We start from the raw sequence: 24,106 nt of genomic DNA, 5'->3' as shown, positions 1-24,106 counted from the left end.
CCCGCCTTCATCAAAACAGTGAAACGCGAAAGCCCGGGTTAAGGAAAGACTCACGCGGCGCGTAATCCAGCGTTCTTCCCTGCCAGTCATGTACGTGCGCACCCGCAGCAGCGGCTACGGCATGGCCTGCACCGGTATCCCAGATGTTGGTTGGCCCAAAACGCGGATAGAGTTGGGCTTTCCCTTCAGCCACCAGGCAAAACTTCAAGGAAGAACCGGTCGCAACCGTCTGGTGTTCACCCAGTTGCTTCAGGTATTCCTGCATCTCTTCATCGTCATTATGTGAACGACTCACCACCACTAACGGCGGACGCGCATCAAGCACATGAATTTGCTGTCGCTCTCCGTTCTCTTCTTTCCAGGCTTTGCCCTCTGCGGCGGAATACATCACGCCCAGTGCGGGCGCGTAAACCACGCCCATGACCGGCTTACCCTGCTCAATCAATGCGATGTTCACGGTAAACTCACCGTTACGTTTGATAAATTCTTTGGTGCCATCCAGCGGGTCGACCAGCCAGTAGCGCTGCCAGTGCTGGCGGACATCCCAGCCAGGCGGATCTTCTTCTGACAGGACCGGGATATCCGGCGTCAGCCGTTTTAAGCCCGATACAATCACATCATGAGCGGCCAGGTCTGCCGCCGTGACAGGAGAATCATCCGCTTTGTGGGAAATCTCTGCCGGAACAGAACCGTTGTAGACCTGCATAATCGCGTCGCCTGCTTCACGCGCCAGTTGGCTTATTTTCTCTAACATTTTTCACCTCATGTATGCGAATGCTACGCGTTAACTGTCATACCCATTGGAGTACAGTCTAGCAGCTTCATGCTTACCGCTGATTTCAGGCAAACATTCTGAATCATTTTTCAGCTATATCAACACAATAGACAGAAATAGCAACGATCTTATTCGGCTTAAGCGATGAGATCGACGGCCCGAGCGCGACGGATGGCAGGCTCAAAACGTTACATCCATCACGATTTAATCTGCCCTTTCATCAGACTTTTACATTATTTTTGTAGCCTTGATCTTTTAGCTTTGGGAGAGAGCATGTTTAAGGCGGGAATGATGTTACTGGCGTTGAGCGTTTCAGTTGCAGTACAGGGAGCCACCGTGGATTTGCGCGTGCTGGAAACAACCGATCTGCACAGTAATATGATGGACTTCGACTATTACAAAGATACGCCCACAGAAAAATACGGTCTGGTGCGCACGGCGTCGCTGATCCATGCAGCACGTCAGGAAGTCACCAACAGCGTATTAGTGGACAATGGCGACCTTATTCAGGGCAGTCCATTGGGCGACTATATGGCAGCCAAAGGGCTTAAACAGGGCGATGTTCATCCGGTCTATAAAGCCATGAACACACTGGACTATAGCGTGGGTACGCTGGGCAACCATGAATTCAACTACGGCCTGCCCTATCTGCACAAGGCACTGGCGGGCGCGCGTTTCCCCTATGTCAATGCAAACGTCATCGATCTTAAAAGCGGCAAGCCGCTTTTTACCCCTTATCTGATTAAACCCACTCGCGTGACCGATCGTGACGGGAAAACGCATACTTTGCAGGTAGGCTATATCGGCTTTGTTCCCCCGCAGATTATGGTGTGGGATAAAACTAACCTGCAAAACAACGTTCGGGTAGATGACATCACTGAAACCGCACGCCGCTACGTGCCAGAAATGCGAGCGAAAGGCGCGGATGTGGTTATCGCCCTAGCCCACTCGGGCCTGAGCAGCGAACCCTATCAGGCGATGGCCGAAAACTCTGTCTACTACCTCAGCGAGGTTGCGGGCATTGATGCCATTATGTTTGGTCATGCGCATGCCGTGTTCCCGGGCAAGGAGTTTGCGGGGATCAAAGGTGCGGATATCGAGAAAGGCACACTAAACGGTATTCCTGCGGTGATGCCAGGCATGTGGGGCGATCATTTGGGTGTGGTAGATCTGGTGCTAAGCAACGGTGGTGGTCGCTGGCAGGTCACTGGCGGTACAGCACAGGCGCGCCCCATCTATGACACCGCCCATAAAAAATCGCTGGCCTCTGAAGATCCCGCACTGGTTAAGGTTCTGAAAGACGATCATCATGCTACCCGCGCATTTGTAGCTCAGCCCATCGGCAAATCGGCTGATGTGATGTACAGCTATCTGTCACTGGTTCAGGACGATCCGACCGTACAGATTGTGAATAATGCGCAGCGTGCCTATGTTGAACATTTTATTCAGGGCGATCCCGACCTGGCGAAGCTGCCGGTGCTGTCAGCGGCGGCCCCCTTTAAAGCCGGCGGGCGCAAGAACGATCCTGCCAGCTATGTGGAGGTCGAGAAAGGCAACCTGACGTTCCGTAATGCGGCCGACCTCTATTTGTATCCCAACACCCTGGTGGTGATGAAAGTCAGCGGCGAACAGGTGAAAGAGTGGCTGGAATGCTCTGCGGGCCAGTTTAATCAGATCGATCCTGCCAGCAGCCGGACGCAGCCGTTGATCAACTGGGATTTTCGCACCTATAACTTCGACGTTATCGACGGTGTCAGCTATCAAATTGATGTGACACAACCGGCCCGTTACGACGAAGAGTGCAAACTGATCCATCCTGATGCTTCACGCATTAAAGATCTGCGCTGGCAGGGGAAACCTGTCGATCCTAAAGCGACCTTCCTGGTGGCGACCAATAACTACCGGGCCTACAGCGGAAAATTTGCCGGAACAGGCGATAAGTACATTGCTTTTGCCTCGCCGGATGAAAATCGCGCAATACTGGCGGCTTATATCAGTGCAGAAACCAAAAAGAATGGCGAGGTCCGTCCGCAGGCCGATCATAACTGGCGACTGGCCGCGATACATAGCGCACAGCCTCTTGATATTCGCTTTGAGACCGCACCTGGCGATAAAGCAACTCGCTTTATTCAGCAGTATGCGCAATATCCGATGAAGGCAACAGGGAATGACGAGACGGGATTTGCTATCTGGCAGGTAAATCTACAACAGTAAAATAACTAAGGGCGGCACGGTGCCGCCCTTATCCTTTACAGGATTTCCAGCAGTTCAACTTCAAAAATCAGGGTGCTGAACGGCGGAATGGAAGCACCGGCACCGCGCTCACCGTATGCGAGGTCGTGCGGGATCACCAGTTCCCACTTAGAGCCAACAGGCATCAGCGTCAGCGCTTCGATCCAGCCTGCAATCACGCCAGTCACCGGGAATTCAGCGGGTTCGCCACGGGCAACGGAGCTGTCGAATACGGTGCCGTCAATCAGTTTGCCGGTATAGTGCACACGTACGCGGTCCTGACGGGATGGAATCGCGCCTTCGCCCTGGGTAATCACGCTGAACTGTAAACCTGACTCGGTGCTGCTGACGCCTTCACGCTGGGCATGCTGCTGCAGGAAAGCCTGGCCTTCTGCGGCCATCGCTTCCACGCGCTCACGACGCACGCTTTCAGCACGCTCATGAACTTCACGCAGCGCGCGGTGAACTACATCAACAGGCACCGCGGGTGAGTTCCCTTCCAGCGCGTCGCGCAGGCCCGCGAGCAGTGCTTCTGGCTGCAGCCCCTGCAGACCAGACTCCAGCAGCTGCTGGCCAACCTGTAAACCAATACCGTAACTTGCTTGTGCTTCGACGCTGTCGAAAGAAGGGGTAGTCATCTTCGTTCCTTTCACTCTCGGATATAGTAAGACGGGCAGCATAGCAGCGCAGGCCGCTGGCGTAAAATCCGCAGCGTCGTAGATGACTTTTGCTGGCGAAAGAGAAACAATACGCAGGTCAAATTTATCAATGCTGGCAGGCACTTCGCGTCCACATTGCCCATACTGTATAAGTGACACGTTTCCCCTTATCAGTGGCACAATAAGAAAGAGAGAAAATATGGGCCAGATTGCCCCTCGTCGCCGCAGGATGCTCGCACGGCGTATGTTAACCCGGTTACAAGCTCGACTGCCGCAACGAAAGCAGCCGCAAGGTGCCGGAGCGGAGGAACCCGATATGACTTCAGACGTCCCGTCTCGCCTGCCAAACTGGCTGTATCGCCTCTGGCATTTTACAGACGATATTCGCTGGATGGACCCGCTGCCGGCGTTGCACCGCCGTGGAATTGTGATTGCCGTATTCATCCTGTTGCTGGCCTTCCTCTGGCCGTCCAGCACACCGCAGTATCCGGTAGAGCGTCCCGTTACCCCATCGGCTGAAAAAGAAGTACCGATGCAGGCGGACATTTATGATAACAAACCCGCTAAATCCACCTCCCAGCCGGAGGCAAAAGCTGATTCACAGGGCGACTGGCGCAGCTACCAAATTGCCTCCGGGCAGACGCTGGCGCAGCTGTTCCGCGACAATAACCTCCCGGTTAATGACGTGTTTGCGATGGCGCGCGTGGAGGGCAACGGTCAGCCGCTCAGTACGCTGAAAGAAGGCCAACAGGTGAAAGTACGTCGGGATGCGAAAGGCGTGGTAACGGGATTAACGCTGGATGGTACGAACGGTCCGGTGCTGTTTACCCGCCAGCCAGACGGCAGCTTTCTGCGCGTGGAATAAGCGACAACCGGTGGCGGAACGCCACTGGATGGGCGCTAACACGGTTGTTTGATGTTCTTTACCAGCACGCTTCCCACGCAGATCCGCAGCGCAAGTAAAGACAGGATGATTTCAGCCTCGGCAGGAAAGCGCGCCGGGCGCAGCGTTCCGGCTACAGGAACAGAGACAGAGATTTGGCACCCGGTTGGCCAACAATAAAATAGCGCTGCATTCTGTGTTGAACATGTCGATGCTTGTGCGGTGCGGCAAGCGGGCAAAAGGAAGGTTATTCAGGGCTTAAAACAAAAACGCCGACACAAGTGTCGGCGTTCAGGTGCGGCAGATTAATAAAATTAACCTGCTACTACGTTCACGATCAGTTTCGCGAATACTTCGCTGTGAACCTGGAAGTCCACTTCGTGCTCACCGGTGGTGCGCAGAACGCCGTTCGGTAAACGAACTTCGCTCTTAGCCACGTCAACGCCAGCTGCAGTTACAGCGTCAGCGATGTCGCGAGTACCGATGGAACCGAACAGTTTACCTTCATCGCCTGCTTTAGACGTGATGGTAACGGTGCCCAGTGCGTTGATTTTTTCTGCGCGCGCATTTGATGCTGCCAGAACGTCAGCCAGTTTGGCTTCCAGTTCTGCACGGCGTGCTTCGAAGAATTCAACGTTTTTCTTGGTAGCAGGAACAGCTTTACCCTGTGGAACCAGGAAGTTACGAGCGTAGCCCGCTTTAACGTTAACCTGATCACCCAGGCTGCCCAGGTTTGCTACTTTATCAAGCAGAATAACTTGCATTACCTTATCCTCTTAAAGTCGTTAATGGACAGTTGCCGATTACTGATGACGATCAGTGTACGGCAGCAGAGACAGGTAACGCGCGCGCTTGATAGCACGAGCCAGCTGACGCTGGTATTTTGCGCGAGTACCAGTGATACGGCTTGGTACAATCTTGCCGCTTTCGGTGATGTAGTTTTTCAGCGTTGCGATATCTTTATAATCGATCTCTTGAACGCCTTCCGCGGTGAAACGGCAGAACTTGCGACGACGGAAATAACGTGCCATTTGGCTAGTCTCCAGAATCTATCAATTCAATCTGCTCGGCATGTAACACCATTTTACTCTGACCATTTCGCGCCTGATGGCAGCTGATAAAGCCTTCGAGAATGAGTTGCGTGCCGACCGTTATATGTTGAGTAATCACCTGATGGGCGCTGCCGCTAATAATAACAGGCATTCGACACCAGGCTTGCCGGTGAAATCCGGCCTCCTCCTGCACCGAGTTGTGCTCAAGCACGAACTGACAGTGCGGAATTCCTGACGGGCTAATTTTCCGAACTGGCGTCTTACACACAGTGCCAGACAAGCGCAGCCGATTAACCGTCACGATGGATTACTCTTCAGAATCCCCAGCATCTGAGTCATCAGCGGATTCGTTAGCAAAATCTTCGCGGCGCTCACGACGCTCGTCTTTCGCTTTAACCATCGGTGATGCTTCAGTTACCGCGTTTTTAACGCGCATAACCATGCTACGGATAACGGCGTCGTTGAAGCGGAAGTTCGTTTCCAGCTCATCGATCGCTTCCTGCGGCGCTTCTACGTTCAGCAGAACGTAGTGTGCTTTGTGCAGTTTGTTGATCGGGTAAGCCAGCTGACGACGGCCCCAGTCTTCCAGACGGTGGATCGTGCCCTCTGCACCAGTGATAGCACCAGTGTAACGCTCGATCATGCCCGGAACCTGTTCGCTCTGGTCAGGATGAACCATAAATACGATTTCGTAATGACGCATCGAAATTGCTCCTTACGGATTATTCAGCCTCCTGTCAGGGTCAGCTGCGGCCCACGGAAGCAAGGAACGTTATAGGTTGTGAATCATTGAAATGACACACACCTCTGAATGCAGCTGAAAAATTGACGCGTAATCATACTGGCGACGCCGGACAAACTCAAGCGGGGATTTCATGTAAATGGTCGGAAATCGCCCTGTTTCCCGCCCTTTTGTGCGGAAAGCGGGAACAGGGCGATAAACCGTGGCAGAAGCAGGAGGTGATGGCGTTGACGGCTACAGCTGACGCTTGAAAAAGCTGACCAGCGCGGTCAGGCCCGACGGCGTGATTTTGTGGCCGATATGCTTTTCAGACAAGGTGATCAGATGAGCATCAAGCCCCTGTTCGCGCAGAGCGCGATCCAGCCGCTGGGTTTCCGCGAAAGGCACCACTTCGTCAGCCTCGCCGTGCCATAACAGGAGCGGCCGGTTCGCAAGATTCGGCAGACGGCTTGAAGGATCATACTCCGCCAGCGGAGCCATGCGTTTCGTGAACAGGGCTTTATGCTCTTCGCTCGTCACCGTGACGGGAGGGAAAAGCGTCTGGCTGAGCTGCATAAAATAGCCGGAACCCATCATACAGGCGACGCTGTGAATATGCGGATAGCGCGCCATAATGCCCAGCGCCGTCATGCCGCCCATGGACGCGCCCGCCACGGCAAGACGTTCACCGGCAATCAGATCGTCGGCGCGCAACGCCGTTTCTATCAACGGGAATTCATCGATGTTCTGTTTAAGAATGTCCCAAAAATGCGTAAACCGCGTGTCGGCATCGCCATTGTAGCGCGCGCCGTGCATATCGGCGTCGGGCATCAGCGCACGAAATCCCGCCTGTGCCAGTGCCACAGCAAAGTAGGCGTACACCTCTTTCGACGAGGTAAAGCCATGATAAAACACTACCGTTGGCAGTCGCTGCTGGCGCTGGCCCGCAGGTGCCGCATGCAGACATTCAATACCTGCAAACCTTTCCGTGGTGAGTTCTATCATTTTTTCTCCTGAAACAGGGGCTGATTAGGACGCCTCGCCAGCGAACATAAGCTGGGTGAGGGTTTTCAACATTACAATAGTAATAATTTCTTAACTAAACATTTCCGCTGCGCTGCCGTTGTTAATGCATATTTGACAAGAAAACAAAGGTATTCTATGAAACGTTTCTCTCTTAGCCGCACTAGCCTCGGAGTGAAGCTGTGCGTCATAACGTCCTTCAGTGTAGGCGTTTTGTTGTTGGCCTTGACACTTATTCAAAGCCAGAATGCTTCACGCCAGCTGGAAAGTCTTGCCGTAGATGACATGGTCAATCAGGTGCAGGGCATCACTGAAATGACGTCCATGTTTAATGCGACGCTGACCCAGGAGGTGGGCAACTACACTCAGCTCTTCGTCAGCTTTTTACCTAAGCGCTTCAGCCGTGATGAAACCGCACGTATTCAGGTTGGTGAGTTTTCCACCCCGACGCTGCGCGCCGGACTTAAAACCCTTAACCTTGATCAGACTGCCGTTGATGATTTTACAGATCGCACCGCGGCAGTCGCCACCATCTTTGTCCGTGATGGTGATAATTTCATCCGGATTTCAACCTCACTGAAAAAGCAGGATGGTAGCCGGGCGATCGGTACCCAACTGGACCGCGCCAGTGCCGCCTGGAAAAGCGTGACGAAGGGGGAAACCTACCGCGGACTGGCCACCTTATTTGACCACCGCTACATCACCCAGTACCAACCGATAAAAGACGACAGCGGCACCGTCATCGCGATTTTATTTGTCGGCGTACAGATCGACAAACAGTATGGCCTGATGCGCGAAAAAGTGCTGGCTCGCCGTCTTGGCGATAGCGGACATTTTTATGTGCTAAACGGCTCACCGGGCGCAGCGCAAGGTCAGTATCTGTTTGATAAACAGAACGAAGGCAAACGTCCAGACTGGCAGGATAGCGTCATGAAGCAGCTGCTGACCCAGCCCGAGGGCGTGCAGCAAGCCGAGATCGACGGTGAAGCCAGGATGCTGGCCTGGCAACAGTTGCCCGGCTGGAACTGGATTGTGGTCGGTGAAGTTAATCGTGACAGCCTGCTGGCACCGGTTATTCACAGCCGAAATATGTTTCTTATCACCGGACTGATTCTGGTGTTGCTGTTTGCCCCCTGCTTTGTCTGGTACAGCCGCCGCGCCATCACGCGCCCATTGCAACAGGTTATTCACTTAGCCGAGCAGTATGCCGCCGGTAATTTGCTGGAGCACCTGGACACCAGGCGCCATGACGAAGTTGGCCAGTTGATTAACGCGATTAACGGTATTGGCGAAGGTCTGGAGAAAATTGTCGCTCAGGTTCGCAGCGCCGCGCAGGAGATCAGCGATGGTACGGATACGATTGCGGCCAGCAGCCACAACATTAGTGCGCAGATTGGACGCCAGGCCAGCAGTGTCGAAGAGACATCGGCCAGCATGGAGCAGTTTGGTGCAACCGTTGAGCACACCGCCGATAGCCTGCGTCAGGCGATGTCTCTGGTCGCCGAAGCCAGCGGTATCGTGAATAACGGCAACCAGACGGTGACGCGCTCGGTCAGTACCATGTCGGCGATTAACGTATCGTCGCAGAGCATTGCTGACATTACTCATGTCATTGAGTCCATTGCGTTCCAGACCAATATTCTGGCCCTGAATGCCGCCGTTGAAGCCGCGCGTGCAGGTGAACACGGTCGCGGATTTGCCGTGGTGGCCGCCGAGGTGCGCGCGCTGGCACAGCGTTCGGCTCAGGCAGCAAAAGAAATCGATACGCTGATTGCGACTTCGATACGTCACGTCGCGGAAGGTCATACGTTATCCGAGCAAACCCGGGATGCGATGAGTAATATCGTGACGCATATTGAGCAGGTACAGGCATTGATGGGTGAAATTAACGTGGCCGCGCAACAGCAGTCGGCGGGCATTGGTCAGGTAAACCTGGCGATGAACCAGATTAGCCAGGCGACGCATCAAAATAGCGAGTTGGTGGCACAGGCAGAACAGACGGCGCAGAGCCTGAGTGACAAAGGTCATCATTTGACACAGTTAGTCAGCGTGTTCTCAATCAAGTCGTGATGATTGCGAGCCAGTGGCTTACACTTGTCCTGTTAACATGACTGCCAGGAATCTGCTATGCGTTACGCTCTGTTACTGACGTTAAGTCTGTTTTTAAGTGGCTGCTCGCTGTTCCAGGATACGCCAAAAGCCCCGCCCGCGCCGACTGGCGAGGCGCAGTCCATTACCCGTGCCCAAAGTTACGGTTTACCGAAGTTGGGTACCATTAGCGCCAGTGTACGCGGCTCGCCCGATGACGCGCAGCGCGCCATTGCCGCGCGCGCCAACCAGGCCGGTGCCGTTTACTATCAGATTCTGATGGTTGATGAGACGATCACGCCAGGCATCTGGTACACGACCGCTATCCTGTATGGCGCCTCACCTGCCGCTGGCGCGCGCCAGTAACCGGTCAGTCAGTGGGCCCTCGAGTAAGCGCATACCGCGCCTGTCGAGCCACTGACTGCACCACGCATCCGCCAGCAAGGGCTCGGCATGCTTCAACAGCTGCGTTGCCGTTGCCAGATGCAGCAGATTTTCGCTGAGTTCGCGGGCCTGAACCTCATCAATTTTCCTCAGGCCCAGGGCTAACTGTCGCCAACTGCGATCGAAATGGCGATTACATCCCTTCACTGCGTCAAATTCCTGTTTGAGCATGTCCAGCATGCCGCCCTGTTTGGTCAAAACCCGCAGGACGTCCAGGCACATCACGTTGCCCGATCCTTCCCAGATGCTGTTTACCGGGATGTCACGATAGAGGCGAGGCAGTTCACTCTCTTCGCAGTAGCCTGCACCGCCCAGCATCTCCATCGACTCGGCGATAAAGGGCGAGCCCGCTTTGCAAATCACGTATTTTGCCGCTGGGGTAAATAACCGGGCAAACGCCGCCTCATGTGCATCGCCCGGCGAGGACCACGCGCGTGCCAGCCGCATCAGCAGTGCCGTTTGCCCTTCTAACTGCAAAGCCTGACGTGCCAGCACTTGCCGCATCAGCGGCTGATCCACCAGATTTTTCCCCATAACCTGACGCTGATGCGTGTGATAAAGCGCGACGGAAAAGGCACGGCGCATTTGGCCGTGGCTGCCCAGCGCGCAGTCAAAACGCGTCATGCCCGCCATCTTGAGGATCAGGCGCACGCCGTCTCCCTCGTCGCCCAGCAGCCAGCCGGTCGCCTCTTTGAACTCAACCTCGCTGCTGGCGTTGGATCGGTTACCGAGCTTGTCTTTTAGCCGCTCAATGAAAATGGCGTTACGAGATCCATCCGGCAGTAAGCGGGGTAAAAAGAAGGCGCTTAGCCCCTGTTGGGTTTGCGCAAGAATCACATGCGCATCACTTTGTGGCACAGAGAAAAACCATTTGTGGCCGACGATTCGATACGCTTCGCCACTTCCGCGCCCATTAAGAGGCTCCGCACGCGTCGTATTGGTCAGCACATCGCTGCCGCCCTGCTTTTCGGTCATGCCCATGCCAATCAGCAGTCCACGCTTTTGATCGCCCGAAACCGCATGCGTATCATAATGATCGCTGAGTAAAGGATCGATCCAGGATTCAAAATGGGCAGGCAGATAGCGCTGTAGCAAGGGAATCGCAGCGTGGGTCATGGTCACCGGGCAGAGCGTCCCGGCCTCGACCTGGGCATGTAGAATAAACCGGGCCGCACGGGCCACACTGGCATTGGGTAGTACGTCGGGCTGCCAGCTAAGGTTATGCAGGCGGCTGGCGCAAAGGCCCTGCATCAGTAAATGCCAGGCCGGATGAAAGCGGACGTCATCCAGCCTGACACCGCGAGCGTCGTAACGATGGAGTTCCGGCGGACAGGCATTGGCGAGCCTGCCCAGCTCCAGGGATTCGGCGCTGCCCAGTTGCCTGCCCACCGACGCCAGCCATTCACTGTCCCATCCGCCGCCTTCACGTAACAGTGCGTCACAGAGGGGAACATCGGACAGAAACAGGTTGCTGTTACTGAGGGGAAAAGGTTGATTGAAAACGGTGTGCGTTGTCCAGGTCATAACGGCTCCTCGCGGATGTTACCCACTTAGTATGTAAGGTGCGTTGCCATTATGACCGGACAGAGAAACGAATTTGCGGCAGCGATCACGCGTTGCGCTGACGTACCGCTTCAAACAGACACACGCCAGTGGCGACTGAGACATTGAGGGATGAAACGCTTCCGGCCATCGGAATGCTGATCAACTCATCACAATGCTCACGTGTCAGGCGGCGCATACCTTCACCTTCTGCGCCCATCACCAGCGCCATCGGGCCGGTCATCTTGCTTTGGTAAACGGTATGGTCGGCTTCGCCGGCGGTGCCGACAACCCAGATGTTATATTCCTGCAACAGGCGTAAGGTGCGCGCCAGGTTCGTCACCCTGATCAGGGGAACGTTTTCGGCAGCACCACTGGCGACTTTTTTCGCGGTCGCGTTCAGCGGTGCGGAGCGATCTTTGGGAACAATCACGGCATGGACACCGGCAGCATCGGCGCTACGTAAGCAGGCACCGAGGTTGTGCGGATCGGTAACGCCGTCCAGCACCAGCAGGAATGGCTTCTCCAGGCTCTGTAACAGGTCGGGCAGATCCCCTTCCTGATACTGGCGGCCGGGCTTCACCCGCGCCACAATCCCCTGATGCACGCCGCCTTCTACCTGGCTGTCCAGCCATTTACGGTCGGCCAGCTGAATCACGATCCCTTGAGCTTCTAACGCGGTCACCAGCGGTTGCAGGCGACGATCGTCGCGGCCTTTGAGAATAAAGACGTCCTGGAAACGCTGAGGATCGCGTTCCAGCAGTGCCTGCACGGCATGGATACCAAAAATAATTTCGCTCATCAATCTGCTCAGTGGTTGGAAATGAATGGATAACAGCCCCTGCGCGCTTGCAGGGGCTGATGTGCGCATCAGGCAGGCTTCGCCTTCTTCGCGGCACGCCTGGCCTTAGTGGCGGCGGCGATTTTACGGGTTTTCTCTGAAACTTTTTTACTTTTTTTCTCAGTCCGGGCCTCGGCAGGCTTACTGCTGCTGTTGCGGAAGGCTGAATCCGGCTCGAAATTGGTTTTACGGCTGGCCTGGCGACGATGCTTTGTCGGCGCTTTGCCATCACGCTTCGCCTTATCCCGTTCGGTTTTGCCTTCACCACGAACCTGGCGCTTACTGGACACCAGCGCAAAGTCGATTTTACGCTCGTCCATATGGACCGCTTCGACCCGCACTTCAACGGTATCACCGAGACGATAGGTACGACCGCCGGATTCACCAATCAGTCGCTGTCCTACAGGATCGAAACGATAGTAATCGTTGTCCAGCGTCGAGACGTGAACCAGCCCGTCGATAAACAGATCGCTAAGGCGCACAAAGAAGCCGAACCCGGTTACGCTGGAGATCACGCCATTGAAGACGTTGCCCACCTGATCCTGCATAAAGTCGCACTTCAGCCAGTCCGCAACGTCGCGGGTCGCTTCATCGGCACGGCGCTCGGTCAGGGAACAGTGCTGGCCCAGCTGCAGCATTTGCTGCATGTCGTAGTGGTAACCGCCGGTTTCCGTGGTCAGCCCTTTCACTTCGCCCTGCTCTTTTGCCAGCAGATACTTGATGGCGCGATGCAGCAATAAATCCGGATAGCGGCGGATTGGCGAGGTAAAGTGGGCATAAGAGGACAGCGCCAGACCAAAGTGGCCGCGGTTTTCTGGATCGTACACCGCCTGTTTCATGGAGCGCAGCAGCATAGTTTGCAGCATTTCCGCATCCGGACGATCGGCAACCTGCTTCAGCAGCGCGGCATAATCGATCGGTTGTGGTTTATTACCGCCCGGTAAGCTCAGGCCCAGCTCATTCAACACGGTGCGGAAGCTCTTGATGCTGTCATCGCTTGGACGATCGTGATCGCGGAACAGCGCCGGCTCCTGGTGCTTCTCAACGAAACGCGCGGAGGCGATGTTCGCCAGAATCATGCACTCTTCAATCAGCTTGTGAGCATCATTACGCGAGGTACGCTCGACGCGTTCGATGCGACGTTCCGCGTTAAAAATAAATTTCGCTTCTTCGGTTTCAAATGAGATTCCGCCGCGCTCTTCACGCGCGGTTTCCAACACCTGATACATGTTGTGCAGTTCCTGCAGATCTTTCACCAGCGGCGCGTATTGCTCGCGCAGTTCCGGGTTGCCCTGCAGGATATTCCAGACTTTGTTGTAGGTCAGACGTGCGTGGGAATTCATCACCGCTTCGTAATGTTTAAAGCCGGTAAGCTTACCTTTTGACGACACGGTCATTTCGCACACCATACACAGGCGATCGACCTGTGGATTCAGTGAACACAAACCGTTCGACAGCACTTCTGGCAGCATCGGAACGACCTGCGAAGGGAAATACACCGAGGTACCGCGCTGCTGCGCTTCGTTATCCAGCGGTGTACCGGGGCGCACGTAGTAACTCACATCCGCAATGGCAACCCACAGCCGCCAGCCGCCACCGCGTTTTTTCTCGCAGTAGACCGCATCATCAAAGTCACGCGCATCTTCGCCATCAATGGTCACTAACGGCAGGTCGCGCAGGTCAACGCGGCCTTTTTTCGCCGACTCTGGTACTTCTTCATTCAGTTTGCCAACCTGCGCCTCAACTTCTGGCGGCCAGTTGTGTGGAATCTCATGGGTGCGCAGTGCCATATCGACCGCGAGGCTGGTGCCCATGTCATCGCCCAGAATCTCGGCGATTTTGCCAATCGCCTTCGAACGACGCGTGGGACGCTGCAACAGCTCGACCACCACCACGGAGCCCATACGGGCATTCATGGTTTCTTCAGGGCCAATCAGGATGTCGAAGCTCAGACGACTGTCGTCTGGCACCACAAAACCGACACCTGCGTCAGTAAAATAGCGGCCGACGATCTGATTGTTACGCGGTTCCTGCACCCGCACCACGCGGGCTTCACGGCGACCTTTGCGATCGGCACCCAGTGGCTGAGCGAGAATCACATCGCCATGCATACAGAATTTCATCTGTTCAGCCGACAGGTAGAGGTCATCCTTTTGTCCTTCCGCACGGAGAAAGCCATAGCCATCACGGTGACCAATGACTTTTCCACGGAGCAGATCGAGACGTTCTGGCAGGGCATAACACTGGCGGCGGGTAAAAACTAACTGACCGTCACGTTCCATCGCACGTAGGCGACGGCGCAAGGCTTCGAGGTGCTCTTCTTCCTGCAGGTTCATCTCTTGTGCCAGCTCTTCACGGCTGGCGGGTTTTTCTCGTTTTTCTAACAGAGCCAGAATAAATTCACGGCTCGGAATAGGGTTTTCGTACTTTTCAGCTTCTCTGTCCAGAAAAGGATCTTTTGACATTAGGGTTCCTCCGATGTCATTTAATATTCATTGCCACCGGCGGTTCGGACAATATAATTTCATATAAAGGTGTATTACCTTCCACTAAATCTGCCAGCGTATAGCCATCCAGCTCCTGTAAAAACAGCTGCACGGCATCATGTAAGGCCTTTTTGAGGCGGCAGGCAGGCGCGATGGAACAGGTCGTGCAATCGACTAACTGTAGTGGCTCCATTTTGCGTACCACTTCGCCAATCACGATGTCGCTGGCGCGCATTCCCAGGCGAATACCACCGTTTTTGCCCCGGATGGCCGAGACAAACCCTGCACGACTAAGCTGATTGATAATTTTGACCATATGATTACGCGATACGCCATACGTATCGGTGACTTCAGAAATATTGGTCAGCCTGCCTTCAGGCAAGGTGGCCATATAGATCAGCGCCCGCAGGCCGTAATCGGTAAAACTTGTTAGCTGCACAGTGACCTCAGTCAATCATCCGGTGGCACGTCTATGCTCGCCCGTCCTGCTTTTTATTTCAATATTGAACTGGCTCTTACGTATCGAGTTACGATGATAAACCAGACTGATGACGGCTGTGTATTTTTTTCAGCCAGTGAAAGGTTTGACAAGCGAAGGGGCATTTAGTGGCATTAAATAACATAAAAAACAAAGGCCGGACAATGTCCGGCCACAGGATGATTAGGCGTTGAAAGGATCGCGCAGAATCATCGTTTCGCTGCGATCGGGACCTGTTGAAATAATATCAATCGGTACACCCGTCACGTCTTCTACACGTTTAATGTAGTTACGCGCGGCCTGAGGCAGGCCTTCCAGCGTTTTGACACCAAAAGTGGTTTCGCTCCAGCCCGGCATGGTTTCATAGATCGGCTCAATGCCTTCCCAGTTTTCCGCTGCCAGCGGCGTGGTGGTGACTTCGCTGCCGTCAGGCATGCGGTAAGCCACACAAATTTTCACTTCTTTCAGACCGTCCAGTACGTCCAGCTTGGTCATACAGAAGCCGGAGAGCGAGTTGATCTGTACGGCACGGCGAACCGCGACCGCATCCAGCCAGCCTGTGCGACGACGGCGGCCAGTTGTGGCACCAAATTCGTTACCCTGCTTGCAAAGGAACTCACCGGTTTCATCGAATAACTCAGTCGGGAACGGACCTGCACCCACACGCGTTGAATACGCTTTAACGATACCCAGCACGTAATCCACATAGCGTGGACCAATACCTGAGCCGGTCGCAACGCCACCTGCAGTGGTATTAGAGGACGTGACATAGGGATAAGTACCGTGGTCAATATCCAGCAGTGTCCCTTGCGCGCCTTCGAACATAATCAGATCGCCACGCTTGCGCGCCACGTCCAGCAGTTCAGAAACGTCAACGACCATACCGGTGAGAATGTCGGCAACCGCCATCACATCACTCAGCACTTTGTCGTAGTCAACGGCTTCTTCTTTGTAGTAATGCACCAGCTGGAAGTTATAGAGATCCATGACTTCTTTCAGCTTGGCGGCGAAGGTTTCTTTATTAAACAGGTCGCTGACGCGCAGTGCACGACGGGCAACTTTGTCTTCATAAGCCGGTCCAATACCGCGGCCTGTTGTACCAATGGCTTTCGCACCGCGCGCTTTTTCACGCGCCATATCCATGGCCACATGGTATTGCAGGATTAACGGACAGGCTTCAGAAATCAGCAGACGTTCGCGTACCGGAATCCCACGCGCTTCCAGGCCTTTCATCTCTTTCATCAGAGCTTCAGGTGAAAGCACCACACCGTTACCAATAATGCTGGTCACGTTGTCGCGCAGAATGCCAGAAGGGATTAAGTGGAGTACGGTTTTTTCACCGTTGATGACAAGTGTATGGCCCGCATTGTGGCCGCCTTGATAACGCACAACGTAATTAGCGCGCTCAGTCAGAAGGTCTACAATCTTACCTTTACCTTCGTCACCCCATTGGGTGCCCAGTACGACGACGTTCTTACCCATTTCTCAAAATCACCGATTGCTTAAAAAAGGATTCTACCATCTGATTTTGCGGTTTTCAGCACTTTTAGCATACGATTGCGCGCTTTTTTGCCTGAGTTTTGATCACTACAACATCCAGGGGTAAAAACAAGGCTGAGATACCATTCAGACGGCGATACTGACCCATTACAGCTCGCCATGCAGCCGCAACATACAATAGATCACCATACCTGCCACTACTAAGCCACCGCCAAACCGATGTAACAGGCGATCGGGTAACTGCGTCATGCTCAAAATCACCCGTCGCCACAGCCGTGGCATAAACATCGGCCCCAAGCCCTCAAGCACCAGCACTAACGCCAGTGCCATCCAGATATTCACGTTCATACTGCATCCAAAAAAAAGGCCGACAACATTGTCGGCCTGTTAGTTATATCAGTTCTTAACGCGTGGCGTTAGAAGGTGCCTTCATGTAGCGGAAGAAGTCGCTATCCGGGCTCAGTACCATCACGTCCTGATTGTCATTGAAGCTGTTTTCATACGCGCGCAGGCTGCGGATAAACGCATAGAAATCCGGGTCCTGACTGAATGCGTTGGCAAACAGCTTCGCAGCTTCTGCATCACCATCACCGCGGGTAATCAATGCCTCACGCTGTGCTTCTGCAAGCGTACGGGTAACCTGGTAATCGGCCTGAGCACGCAGTTTTTCGGCCTCTTCCTGACCCTGCGAACGCTGGCTTCGTGCAACGGCTTCACGTTCTGCACGCATACGGTTAAAGATCGCATCTGACACTTCTGTTGGCAGATTGATCTGTTTGATCCGCACATCAACCACCTGAATGCCTAACGCCGCCATACTGTTTGGATTTGGCGCAGGCTCACTGCTGTTGGTTTCACGCTCGACACGCGCGGCCGCACTGGCGATAGCATTATCCGCTGCAGGCGTGGCCACTTCATCGTCGCCCCCCGCCGTGCCGGTATTCAACGCATCACGGACATCGGTGGTTAAACGCCCACGGGAATCGGTCACGATATCTTTGACATCAAGACGTCCCATCTCTGAACGTAAACGGTCACTGAATTTGCGTTTCAGCAGCACTTCGGCCTGAGAAACATCACCACCGCCGGTCGCCAGGTAGTAACGACTGAAATCGCTGATGCGCCACTTAATGTAAGAGTCCACGATCAGGTCTTTCTTCTCTTTGGTCACAAAGCGATCGGCCTGGTTGTCCATGGTCTGGATACGCGCATCAAGCGTTTTCACCGTTTCGATAAACGGAATCTTGAAATGCAGACCCGGCGCAAACACCTGCGGTTTGTTTTCGCCGTCGCGCAACACTTTACCAAAGCGCAGAACAATGCCTCGCTCACCTTCCTGTACCACGAACAGCGACGCATAAAGTGCCACCAACGCGATAATGATTAGTACAATTACTGGCTTACGCATTGATTACTCTCTCCCTTCGCGCTGGGTATCGTTGCGCTGAGCATTAACCCGACGCTGATCCATGATGCTGTCTGGACTGTATGACGAGGTGTCACTGCGGCTGGCACTGCGATCACCAAGCGATGGCAATGTTGAGCTGCTTTTCTGTCCACTTTTCGCGGATGAAGACTGACCGCCACGCATCAGTTGATCAAGAGGCAGGACCATGAGGTTATTACCACGGTCGCTTACCAGCACTTTCCGTGTATGGCTCAGTACGCGCTCCATGGTCTCAATGTACAGGCGCTCTTTAGTGATTTCTGGCGCAGCTTTGTATTCAGGTAAAATCTTGGCAAAACGCGCCACTTCACCCTGGGCTTCCAGAACCGTCCGCTCTTTATAAGCGCGCGCTTCTTCCAGAACACGTTGTGCCCGACCGTTCGCACGCGGCTGAACTTCGTTGGCATAGGCTTCGGCTTCACGTACGTATTGCTCACGGTTTTCACGTGCGGCAATCGCATCGTCAAAGGCAGACTTCACTTCTTCCGGTGGACGTGCCGCCTGGAAGTTGACGTCAAGCACCGTGATGCCCATATCGTACGGACGAATGGTTTCGTCGATTTCACGTTGCGTTTCGCTACGCACGACCGTACGACCTTCAGTCAAAATACGATCCATGGTAGAACGGCCAATCACGCCGCGCAGGGCGCTGTCAGTTGCCTGACGCAGGCTGTCATCAGCACTGGTCACAGCAAACAGATAGCGTTCAGGATCGGTTACGCGATACTGCACGTTCATTTCAACGCGCACGACATTTTCATCCGAGGTCAGCATCACGCCAGACGCGGCCAGTTCGCGAACGGCCTCGACGTTGACGGCACGAACCTGATCGATAAAGGTCGGTTTCCAGTTCAGGCCGGGCTCGACCAGGTGGCTGAACTTACCAAAGCGAGTAACGACGCCGCGCTCCGCTTCTTTAATGGTGTAAAATCCGCTCGCGGCCCAGATGACGATGGCCGCCACGGCGACGATGCCAAAAATTTTGCCGCTACCGCCGGCACTGCGCTGACCGTTATCACCTTTTTTGCCACCACCGAATCCGCCGAGCTTTTTGCTCAGTTTACGGAAGATATCATCCAGATCAGGAGGCCCAGATTCCTTACCTCCCTTATTCCCCCCAGAGTTGCCGCCTTGATTATTGCTGCTTCCCCACGGGTCGCGGTCCTGTCCGTTATTTCCGGGCTGATTCCACGCCATGTCATTACTCCATTTATAGTTTTAGCGGCTTACCCGTTGTATTTGATATTGTCACAGCGCGGGTTGTGCTCCTTGCCTGACCGTAAGCAAAATCGCAGTCAGAGATGAATCAACCCACACCGCACGACAACATAAAATCCTCAGAGTAAGTTCGATTTGGCAATATCAAACAATATAACTGGTCAGCGACGGCTCCTGCTTGCATAAGCGGCGCCAGTCAATAATCGGCATTCGCACATGCAAACCAACACTGCCGTCTTCTTCATTCCACTCTTTTTCAATCGCCTGCAACTGGTAGAAGCGGCTGCGTAAGCGACCCGCATCCGGTGGCAGACGTAAATCATACTGCGCAATCTCACCTGACAGTCGCTCGGAAAGCGCCTGCCATAATAAGGGAATACCGATACCGGATTGCGCGGACAGCCACACGCGAACCGGCATATTGTCTTCATCACGGTCAATGCGTGGCTCGAAACCGTCCAGCACATCGATCTTATTCATGATCAATAGCGTGGGGATTTCATCAGCTTCGATTTCTTCCAGCACCTCATTAACCGCATCGATATTTTCGTTAACCCGCACATCGGCAGCATCGATGACGTGCATCAGCAGTGTGGCCTGACGCGTCTCTTGCAGAGTGGCTTTAAAGGCGGCAACCAGGTCGTGCGGAAGATGGCGAATAAAACCGACGGTATCGGCCAACACCACTTCGCCCACATCGGCAACGTTCAGCCGACGTAGCGTCGGGTCCAGCGTCGCAAAGAGTTGATCCGCGGCATAGACATTGGCAGACGTGATGGCATTGAAGAGGGTAGATTTACCGGCGTTGGTGTAGCCCACCAGTGAAACGGTCGGCACATCGGCTTTGGCACGCGCCTGTCGTCCCTGCTCGCGCTGTTTCTCAACACGTTCAAGACGCGACAAAATTTGGCTAATGCGCCCACGCAGCAAACGGCGGTCAGTTTCTAACTGGGTTTCACCCGGGCCACGCAGGCCGATACCGCCCTTCTGGCGTTCAAGGTGAGTCCAGCCACGTACCAGACGTGTTGCAAGGTGACGCAACTGCGCCAGCTCAACCTGCAATTTACCTTCATGGGTACGCGCGCGCTGGGCAAAGATATCAAGAATAAGGCCAGTGCGGTCGATAACACGGCACTCGCACAGGCGCTCAAGATTACGTTCCTGAGCGGGCGTTAAGGCATGATCGAAAAGGACGACCGATGCTCCACTTGTTTTTACCGCATCGGCAATTTCAACGGCCTTTCCTTCACCGACAAAATACTTGGGATGTGGCGCTTTACGACTGCCGGTAATAACCTGCAGTGCTTCAACGCCAGCAGAAGACACCAGGGTTTCGAATTCCTGTAAATCTTCCAGCTCTTTGTCTTGGGAGAACCAGATGTGTACCAGTACGGCCTGCTCACCGGCATCATAACGGTCAAACAAGCTATAACCTCGCTTATATAAAAAGACCAGGACGGAAAGCATGACGCTTTCCGATCCTGGTGAAACGGTGCCGCTTTACTCTGCGTTATCACCGTCTTGTTGTGGCTGCGACTGAGCAGAAGTGCTGCTGCCGCCATGATGGTAATTATTGCTGCTGCCACCGCCAGGATTATTGCTATGGTGAGAAACCGGGCGTGAAGGCACAACGGTAGAAATGGCATGTTTATAAACCATCTGACTTACCGTGTTTTTCAACAAAATTACGAACTGATCAAAGGATTCAATCTGACCTTGCAGCTTAATACCGTTGACCAAATAAATCGAAACCGGAACACGTTCACGACGCAGTGCGTTCAGAAACGGGTCTTGTAATGATTGCCCCTTAGCCATTCTATCTTTTCCTTATATGCTTGTTGTTTGTTGCTTGTAGAACACAGTGGTTCTGAAAAAAACTGCGTAAAAATTTGCGCACGTAACTTGCCAATTGTACACAATCACCCATGCTTCGCACTAACAACCTTCAGTACTGTATCACGCGCTAAGTGAGGTTCATCACTGTCTAGCCAGTGAATATTCTCCCAACCACGTAACCAGGTCATCTGGCGTTTAGCGAGTTGCCGGGTTGCGCAAACTCCCCGATAAACCATTTCGTCGTAATCGATCTCGCCAGCTAAATAAGACCACATCTGGCGATAGCCAACACAACGAATGGAAGGCATATCCGTATGCAAATCACCTCGTGCAAACAGGGCCCGAGACTCCGCTTCAAATCCTGACGCCAACATCTGCTCAAAACGCAATGCGATGCGTTGATGCAACAGCTCGCGACTCGCGGGGGCGATAGCAAACTGATGGACATCGTAGGGTAACGCTTTACCAGAAATTTTTGTCAGTTCCGTTAAAGTTTTACCCGAAATAAAAAAAACTTCCAGTGCTCGCGAAAGTCTCTGCGGATCATTCGGATGAATACGACTGCCTGCGACCGGATCAATTTCGCAAAGTTGACGATGTAAAGCTTCCCAGCCTCTTTCATTCGCCATTTGCTCTATTTTTTGACGAACCTCCGGATCGGCCGAGGGCAGCGGCGACAATCCTTCAAGTAACGCCTTGAAGTAGAGCATAGTTCCACCAACAAGCAACGGAATTCGTCCATGCTGAACGATATCCGCCATTTCTGCTAACGCATCACGTCGAAACTCTGCCGCCGAATAGGCTTCAGCCGGATCGCGAATGTCCAGCAAACGATGAGGCGCCTGTGCCAGCTCTTCAGCAGAAGGTTTTGCCGTACCGACATCCATCTGACGATAAATCAAAGCCGAATCAACGCTGATAAGCTCTACAGGCAACTGTTTGCGCAGTTCAATCGCAAGTGCGGTTTTACCTGACGCTGTAGGCCCCATCAAAAATATTGCCTTAGGCCGGCCAGCCTGGTTCAGTTCACTCATGCTTCAACGCGTTTACCGCGCTCTCAATCTCGATGGCTTGTACTAAGCCAGAAGGTGGCGATTTAAGTAACTGCGGACAAAGCCTTTCAAGCTCAGCCAACAGGGTAATCGCCTGGGAGTGATTCCAGTTTTGAGGCTCTGCATCTTCACGTCGCGCCAGCCACTGGGCCAGTTGCGTAGCAGAGTTCTCTTGCTGCCGGGCGAGATAGCCTAACAGTTCAGGAATCAAGATTTGTAAATTTTGTGTTCGTAACGGTAAAGGCACCGCCCGCAAAATAATGTGGTCACCCTCAGGGTGTAAATCAATGCCCATCTGATTAAGCAGGCTCAGATTTTCCTGGGCTGCTTTGCGTTCGGCAGGGGCGATTTTTAAGCGCACCGGAATCAACAGCGGCTGTGATTTCAGCCCACTTTCGCGGGGTTCTAGCTGTGCCTGCTTTAACCAGCGGGTCGCCACAGGCAGCGCCATCAGCAGTAAACTCTGGTCCTGTTCAAGCAGGGCATATTGCCCGTCAAGCACGGTTAACACACGGCCAAAGCTATGGGAATGGGCCGCCAAAGGCGGTGCGGCACTGACTGGCGCACGTGCCGCAGGCTCTGCACTTTTTGCTCCAGGTGCACTGGCAGGCGTTTTCAGCAGTTGCTGGTAAACCCGGCCTTCGCGCTGACTGTATCCCGGCTCTTTGCTTTGCCAGGCGGGAGCTGCCGATGCCGATGGCCCGGCAGCCTTCGCCGTGACAGCCGGCTGGCTAAAATGGTTGCCGCCCGCCGCCTGACGGTTTTCTTGCTGCCAGCGCGGAGCCGGTTCTTCCGCCTGCAACGTCGGCAGGACGGGCGAGGCACTTTCCTGCAACACACTCATCACGCCCTGATAGATGAAGTCGTGCACCAGACGCGACTGATGAAAGCGCACTTCGTGTTTTGCCGGATGCACATTCACATCCACCTGATGAGGATCTATCTCTAAATACAACACGTAGGCAGGTTGTTGGTCATCCTGCAGCTGGCTCTGAAACGCCTGGCGAATGGCATGATTAATCAGCTTGTCACGCATCATGCGACTATTCACATAACAGTACTGTATATCGCTCACCTGACGCGACCCGGCCGGATCGGCAACCCAGCCGCGTAACGCCAGATCATCATGCTGCCACTCAATGCGAAGCGCATGCTGCATAAATGTCGTGCCGCAAATCGCCCCCAGCCGACGCTCACGTTGCCCTTCATCGTTGACAGCCCGGTACTGACGCATCAGTTTGCCGTTATGGCTCAATGAGATAGCAACATCAAAGCGCGCCAGCGCGATGCGTCGGATCACTTCATCAATATGACCAAATTCGGTTTTTTCGGTGCGCATAAATTTGCGACGAGCCGGCGTGTTGTAAAACAGGTCGAGCACTTCCAGCGTAGAGCCACAAGGATGGGCGGCGGGTTTAACGGTAACCGCCATATCACGCCCTTCGGCGTAGGCCTGCCAGGCTTCGGTTTGTTCGGCCGTGCGCGATGTCAGGGTCAGGCGAGAAACAGAACTGATACTGGCTAAGGCTTCACCGCGAAAGCCCAGACTCATGATGGCCTCAAGATCGTCCAGCGAAGCAATTTTACTGGTGGCATGGCGAGCCAGCGCCATGGCCAGTTCGTTCTTTGCAATCCCACAGCCGTTATCGCGGATACGAATCAGTTTTGCCCCGCCCTTCTCAATATCCACATCAATGCGCGTTGCACCTGCATCAAGGCTGTTTTCCACCAGCTCTTTGACAACCGATGCGGGACGCTCAACCACTTCTCCGGCGGCAATCTGGTTAGCAAGTTGCGGCGGCAAAATTTGTATTGGCATGCTGGATATC

The 24,106-nt window shown here is 54.0% G+C and carries 23 protein-coding genes; 4 read left to right on the top strand and 19 right to left on the bottom strand.

Annotated elements, in window-relative coordinates:
* Positions 1 to 10 precede the first annotated feature (10 nt).
* Positions 11 to 754 carry a 3'(2'),5'-bisphosphate nucleotidase CysQ gene (cysQ, locus tag QNH99_RS02740; RefSeq protein WP_410517261.1) on the bottom strand — a complete coding sequence of 248 codons (744 nt, stop codon included), beginning with the start codon at positions 752 to 754 and terminating at the stop codon, positions 11 to 13.
* 294 nt (positions 755 to 1,048) lie between these two features.
* On the opposite strand from cysQ, the gene QNH99_RS02735 reads away from it, so the two are divergent.
* Entirely contained in the window at positions 1,049 to 2,989 is a 1,941-nt protein-coding gene (locus tag QNH99_RS02735; RefSeq protein ID WP_410517260.1) for a bifunctional 2',3'-cyclic-nucleotide 2'-phosphodiesterase/3'-nucleotidase, read from the top strand.
* Positions 2,990 to 3,024: 35 nt separating this feature from the next.
* Here the strand turns inward: QNH99_RS02735 and fklB are convergent, their stop codons facing one another.
* Positions 3,025 to 3,645, bottom strand: coding sequence for an FKBP-type peptidyl-prolyl cis-trans isomerase (gene fklB / locus QNH99_RS02730; RefSeq protein ID WP_063877400.1), 621 nt, complete (start codon positions 3,643 to 3,645; stop codon positions 3,025 to 3,027).
* A gap of 220 nt (positions 3,646 to 3,865) precedes the next feature.
* Between fklB and QNH99_RS02725 the strand changes: the two genes are divergently transcribed.
* Positions 3,866 to 4,531 carry an OapA family protein gene (locus QNH99_RS02725; protein WP_156506640.1) on the top strand — a complete coding sequence of 222 codons (666 nt, stop codon included), beginning with the start codon at positions 3,866 to 3,868 and terminating at the stop codon, positions 4,529 to 4,531.
* Between the two features lie 332 nt (positions 4,532 to 4,863).
* On the opposite strand, the gene rplI is transcribed toward QNH99_RS02725, so the two are convergent.
* From rplI to yjfP, 5 genes are all read right to left on the bottom strand, one after another.
* Positions 4,864 to 5,313, bottom strand: a complete 450-nt coding sequence (rplI, locus tag QNH99_RS02720) for a 50S ribosomal protein L9 (protein WP_006120926.1) — start codon at positions 5,311 to 5,313, stop codon at positions 4,864 to 4,866.
* A gap of 39 nt (positions 5,314 to 5,352) precedes the next feature.
* On the bottom strand, positions 5,353 to 5,580 hold the full coding sequence (gene rpsR / locus QNH99_RS02715; protein WP_000135199.1) for a 30S ribosomal protein S18: 228 nt from the start codon (positions 5,578 to 5,580) through the stop codon (positions 5,353 to 5,355).
* A 4-nt stretch (positions 5,581 to 5,584) separates the two neighbouring features.
* Positions 5,585 to 5,902, bottom strand: a complete 318-nt coding sequence (priB, locus tag QNH99_RS02710; RefSeq protein WP_013027390.1) for a primosomal replication protein N — start codon at positions 5,900 to 5,902, stop codon at positions 5,585 to 5,587.
* Positions 5,903 to 5,908: 6 nt separating this feature from the next.
* A complete protein-coding gene (gene rpsF, locus QNH99_RS02705; RefSeq protein WP_063877403.1) occupies positions 5,909 to 6,304 on the bottom strand; it encodes a 30S ribosomal protein S6 in 396 nt (131 codons plus the stop codon).
* Between the two features lie 273 nt (positions 6,305 to 6,577).
* Positions 6,578 to 7,327: an esterase gene (gene yjfP, locus QNH99_RS02700; RefSeq protein ID WP_109716828.1), complete on the bottom strand. Its 750-nt coding sequence runs from the start codon at positions 7,325 to 7,327 to the stop codon at positions 6,578 to 6,580.
* Between the two features lie 156 nt (positions 7,328 to 7,483).
* On the opposite strand from yjfP, the gene QNH99_RS02695 reads away from it, so the two are divergent.
* Positions 7,484 to 9,415 (top strand): methyl-accepting chemotaxis protein, encoded by a 1,932-nt coding sequence (locus tag QNH99_RS02695; protein WP_109716827.1) that lies wholly within the window; start codon positions 7,484 to 7,486, stop codon positions 9,413 to 9,415.
* A 57-nt stretch (positions 9,416 to 9,472) separates the two neighbouring features.
* Complete coding sequence (gene bsmA / locus QNH99_RS02690; protein ID WP_109716826.1) at positions 9,473 to 9,799, top strand: biofilm peroxide resistance protein BsmA; 327 nt, start codon at positions 9,473 to 9,475, stop codon at positions 9,797 to 9,799.
* Here bsmA and QNH99_RS02685 read toward each other — a convergent pair.
* The 12 genes from QNH99_RS02685 to mutL all read right to left on the bottom strand — a co-directional run bounded on the left by QNH99_RS02685 (position 9,773) and on the right by mutL (position 24,096).
* Positions 9,773 to 11,401: an isovaleryl-CoA dehydrogenase gene (locus QNH99_RS02685; protein ID WP_096011244.1), complete on the bottom strand. Its 1,629-nt coding sequence runs from the start codon at positions 11,399 to 11,401 to the stop codon at positions 9,773 to 9,775. The two genes, bsmA and QNH99_RS02685, sit on opposite strands and share 27 nt — an antisense overlap.
* An 85-nt stretch (positions 11,402 to 11,486) precedes the next feature.
* Positions 11,487 to 12,221: a 23S rRNA (guanosine(2251)-2'-O)-methyltransferase RlmB gene (gene rlmB, locus QNH99_RS02680; protein ID WP_096011272.1), complete on the bottom strand. Its 735-nt coding sequence runs from the start codon at positions 12,219 to 12,221 to the stop codon at positions 11,487 to 11,489.
* A 68-nt stretch (positions 12,222 to 12,289) separates the two neighbouring features.
* Positions 12,290 to 14,725, bottom strand: coding sequence for a ribonuclease R (gene rnr / locus QNH99_RS02675; RefSeq protein WP_096011245.1), 2,436 nt, complete (start codon positions 14,723 to 14,725; stop codon positions 12,290 to 12,292).
* Positions 14,726 to 14,741: 16 nt separating this feature from the next.
* A complete protein-coding gene (gene nsrR, locus QNH99_RS02670) occupies positions 14,742 to 15,185 on the bottom strand; it encodes a nitric oxide-sensing transcriptional repressor NsrR (protein WP_063877409.1) in 444 nt (147 codons plus the stop codon).
* A 222-nt stretch (positions 15,186 to 15,407) separates the two neighbouring features.
* The gene (locus tag QNH99_RS02665) at positions 15,408 to 16,706 is read right to left on the bottom strand and encodes an adenylosuccinate synthase (RefSeq protein WP_063877410.1); all 1,299 of its coding nucleotides are present in this window, start codon (positions 16,704 to 16,706) and stop codon (positions 15,408 to 15,410) included.
* Positions 16,707 to 16,871: 165 nt separating this feature from the next.
* The gene (locus QNH99_RS02660) at positions 16,872 to 17,072 is read right to left on the bottom strand and encodes a DUF2065 domain-containing protein (RefSeq protein ID WP_013027400.1); all 201 of its coding nucleotides are present in this window, start codon (positions 17,070 to 17,072) and stop codon (positions 16,872 to 16,874) included.
* A gap of 55 nt (positions 17,073 to 17,127) precedes the next feature.
* Complete coding sequence (gene hflC / locus QNH99_RS02655) at positions 17,128 to 18,132, bottom strand: protease modulator HflC (protein ID WP_063877411.1); 1,005 nt, start codon at positions 18,130 to 18,132, stop codon at positions 17,128 to 17,130.
* Positions 18,133 to 18,135: 3 nt separating this feature from the next.
* On the bottom strand, positions 18,136 to 19,368 hold the full coding sequence (gene hflK, locus QNH99_RS02650) for an FtsH protease activity modulator HflK (protein ID WP_109716825.1): 1,233 nt from the start codon (positions 19,366 to 19,368) through the stop codon (positions 18,136 to 18,138).
* A gap of 165 nt (positions 19,369 to 19,533) precedes the next feature.
* A complete protein-coding gene (gene hflX, locus QNH99_RS02645) occupies positions 19,534 to 20,814 on the bottom strand; it encodes a ribosome rescue GTPase HflX (protein WP_283355849.1) in 1,281 nt (426 codons plus the stop codon).
* 75 nt (positions 20,815 to 20,889) lie between these two features.
* Positions 20,890 to 21,204, bottom strand: coding sequence for an RNA chaperone Hfq (gene hfq, locus QNH99_RS02640; protein WP_063877413.1), 315 nt, complete (start codon positions 21,202 to 21,204; stop codon positions 20,890 to 20,892).
* 104 nt (positions 21,205 to 21,308) lie between these two features.
* Positions 21,309 to 22,259, bottom strand: a complete 951-nt coding sequence (gene miaA, locus QNH99_RS02635) for a tRNA (adenosine(37)-N6)-dimethylallyltransferase MiaA (RefSeq protein ID WP_283355848.1) — start codon at positions 22,257 to 22,259, stop codon at positions 21,309 to 21,311.
* Positions 22,252 to 24,096: a DNA mismatch repair endonuclease MutL gene (mutL, locus tag QNH99_RS02630; RefSeq protein WP_410517259.1), complete on the bottom strand. Its 1,845-nt coding sequence runs from the start codon at positions 24,094 to 24,096 to the stop codon at positions 22,252 to 22,254. The genes miaA and mutL overlap by 8 nt, the downstream gene beginning before the upstream one ends.
* Positions 24,097 to 24,106 lie beyond the last annotated feature (10 nt).

This window comes from Pantoea allii (assembly GCF_046529425.1).
Classification (GTDB): Bacteria; Pseudomonadota; Gammaproteobacteria; order Enterobacterales; family Enterobacteriaceae; genus Pantoea; species Pantoea allii.
This window is presented reverse-complemented; position numbering and strand designations above follow the sequence as displayed.

Excerpts from the sequence above, each read along its gene's own strand:
- miaA (WP_283355848.1), bottom strand. The coding sequence starts at position 22,259 with ATGAGTGAACTGAACCAGGCTGGCCGGCCTAAGGCAATATTTTTGATG.
- QNH99_RS02685 (WP_096011244.1), bottom strand. The coding sequence starts at position 11,401 with ATGACCTGGACAACGCACACCGTTTTCAATCAACCTTTTCCCCTCAGT.
- hflC (WP_063877411.1), bottom strand. The coding sequence starts at position 18,132 with ATGCGTAAGCCAGTAATTGTACTAATCATTATCGCGTTGGTGGCACTT.
- rpsR (WP_000135199.1), bottom strand. The coding sequence starts at position 5,580 with ATGGCACGTTATTTCCGTCGTCGCAAGTTCTGCCGTTTCACCGCGGAA.
- rplI (WP_006120926.1), bottom strand. The coding sequence starts at position 5,313 with ATGCAAGTTATTCTGCTTGATAAAGTAGCAAACCTGGGCAGCCTGGGT.
- mutL (WP_410517259.1), bottom strand. The coding sequence starts at position 24,096 with ATGCCAATACAAATTTTGCCGCCGCAACTTGCTAACCAGATTGCCGCC.
- QNH99_RS02735 (WP_410517260.1), top strand. The coding sequence starts at position 1,049 with ATGTTTAAGGCGGGAATGATGTTACTGGCGTTGAGCGTTTCAGTTGCA.
- QNH99_RS02660 (WP_013027400.1), bottom strand. The coding sequence starts at position 17,072 with ATGAACGTGAATATCTGGATGGCACTGGCGTTAGTGCTGGTGCTTGAG.
- QNH99_RS02725 (WP_156506640.1), top strand. The coding sequence starts at position 3,866 with ATGGGCCAGATTGCCCCTCGTCGCCGCAGGATGCTCGCACGGCGTATG.
- QNH99_RS02695 (WP_109716827.1), top strand. The coding sequence starts at position 7,484 with ATGAAACGTTTCTCTCTTAGCCGCACTAGCCTCGGAGTGAAGCTGTGC.
- rnr (WP_096011245.1), bottom strand. The coding sequence starts at position 14,725 with ATGTCAAAAGATCCTTTTCTGGACAGAGAAGCTGAAAAGTACGAAAAC.
- rlmB (WP_096011272.1), bottom strand. The coding sequence starts at position 12,221 with ATGAGCGAAATTATTTTTGGTATCCATGCCGTGCAGGCACTGCTGGAA.
- QNH99_RS02665 (WP_063877410.1), bottom strand. The coding sequence starts at position 16,706 with ATGGGTAAGAACGTCGTCGTACTGGGCACCCAATGGGGTGACGAAGGT.
- bsmA (WP_109716826.1), top strand. The coding sequence starts at position 9,473 with ATGCGTTACGCTCTGTTACTGACGTTAAGTCTGTTTTTAAGTGGCTGC.
- hfq (WP_063877413.1), bottom strand. The coding sequence starts at position 21,204 with ATGGCTAAGGGGCAATCATTACAAGACCCGTTTCTGAACGCACTGCGT.
- yjfP (WP_109716828.1), bottom strand. The coding sequence starts at position 7,327 with ATGATAGAACTCACCACGGAAAGGTTTGCAGGTATTGAATGTCTGCAT.
- hflK (WP_109716825.1), bottom strand. The coding sequence starts at position 19,368 with ATGGCGTGGAATCAGCCCGGAAATAACGGACAGGACCGCGACCCGTGG.
- rpsF (WP_063877403.1), bottom strand. The coding sequence starts at position 6,304 with ATGCGTCATTACGAAATCGTATTTATGGTTCATCCTGACCAGAGCGAA.
- fklB (WP_063877400.1), bottom strand. The coding sequence starts at position 3,645 with ATGACTACCCCTTCTTTCGACAGCGTCGAAGCACAAGCAAGTTACGGT.
- cysQ (WP_410517261.1), bottom strand. The coding sequence starts at position 754 with ATGTTAGAGAAAATAAGCCAACTGGCGCGTGAAGCAGGCGACGCGATT.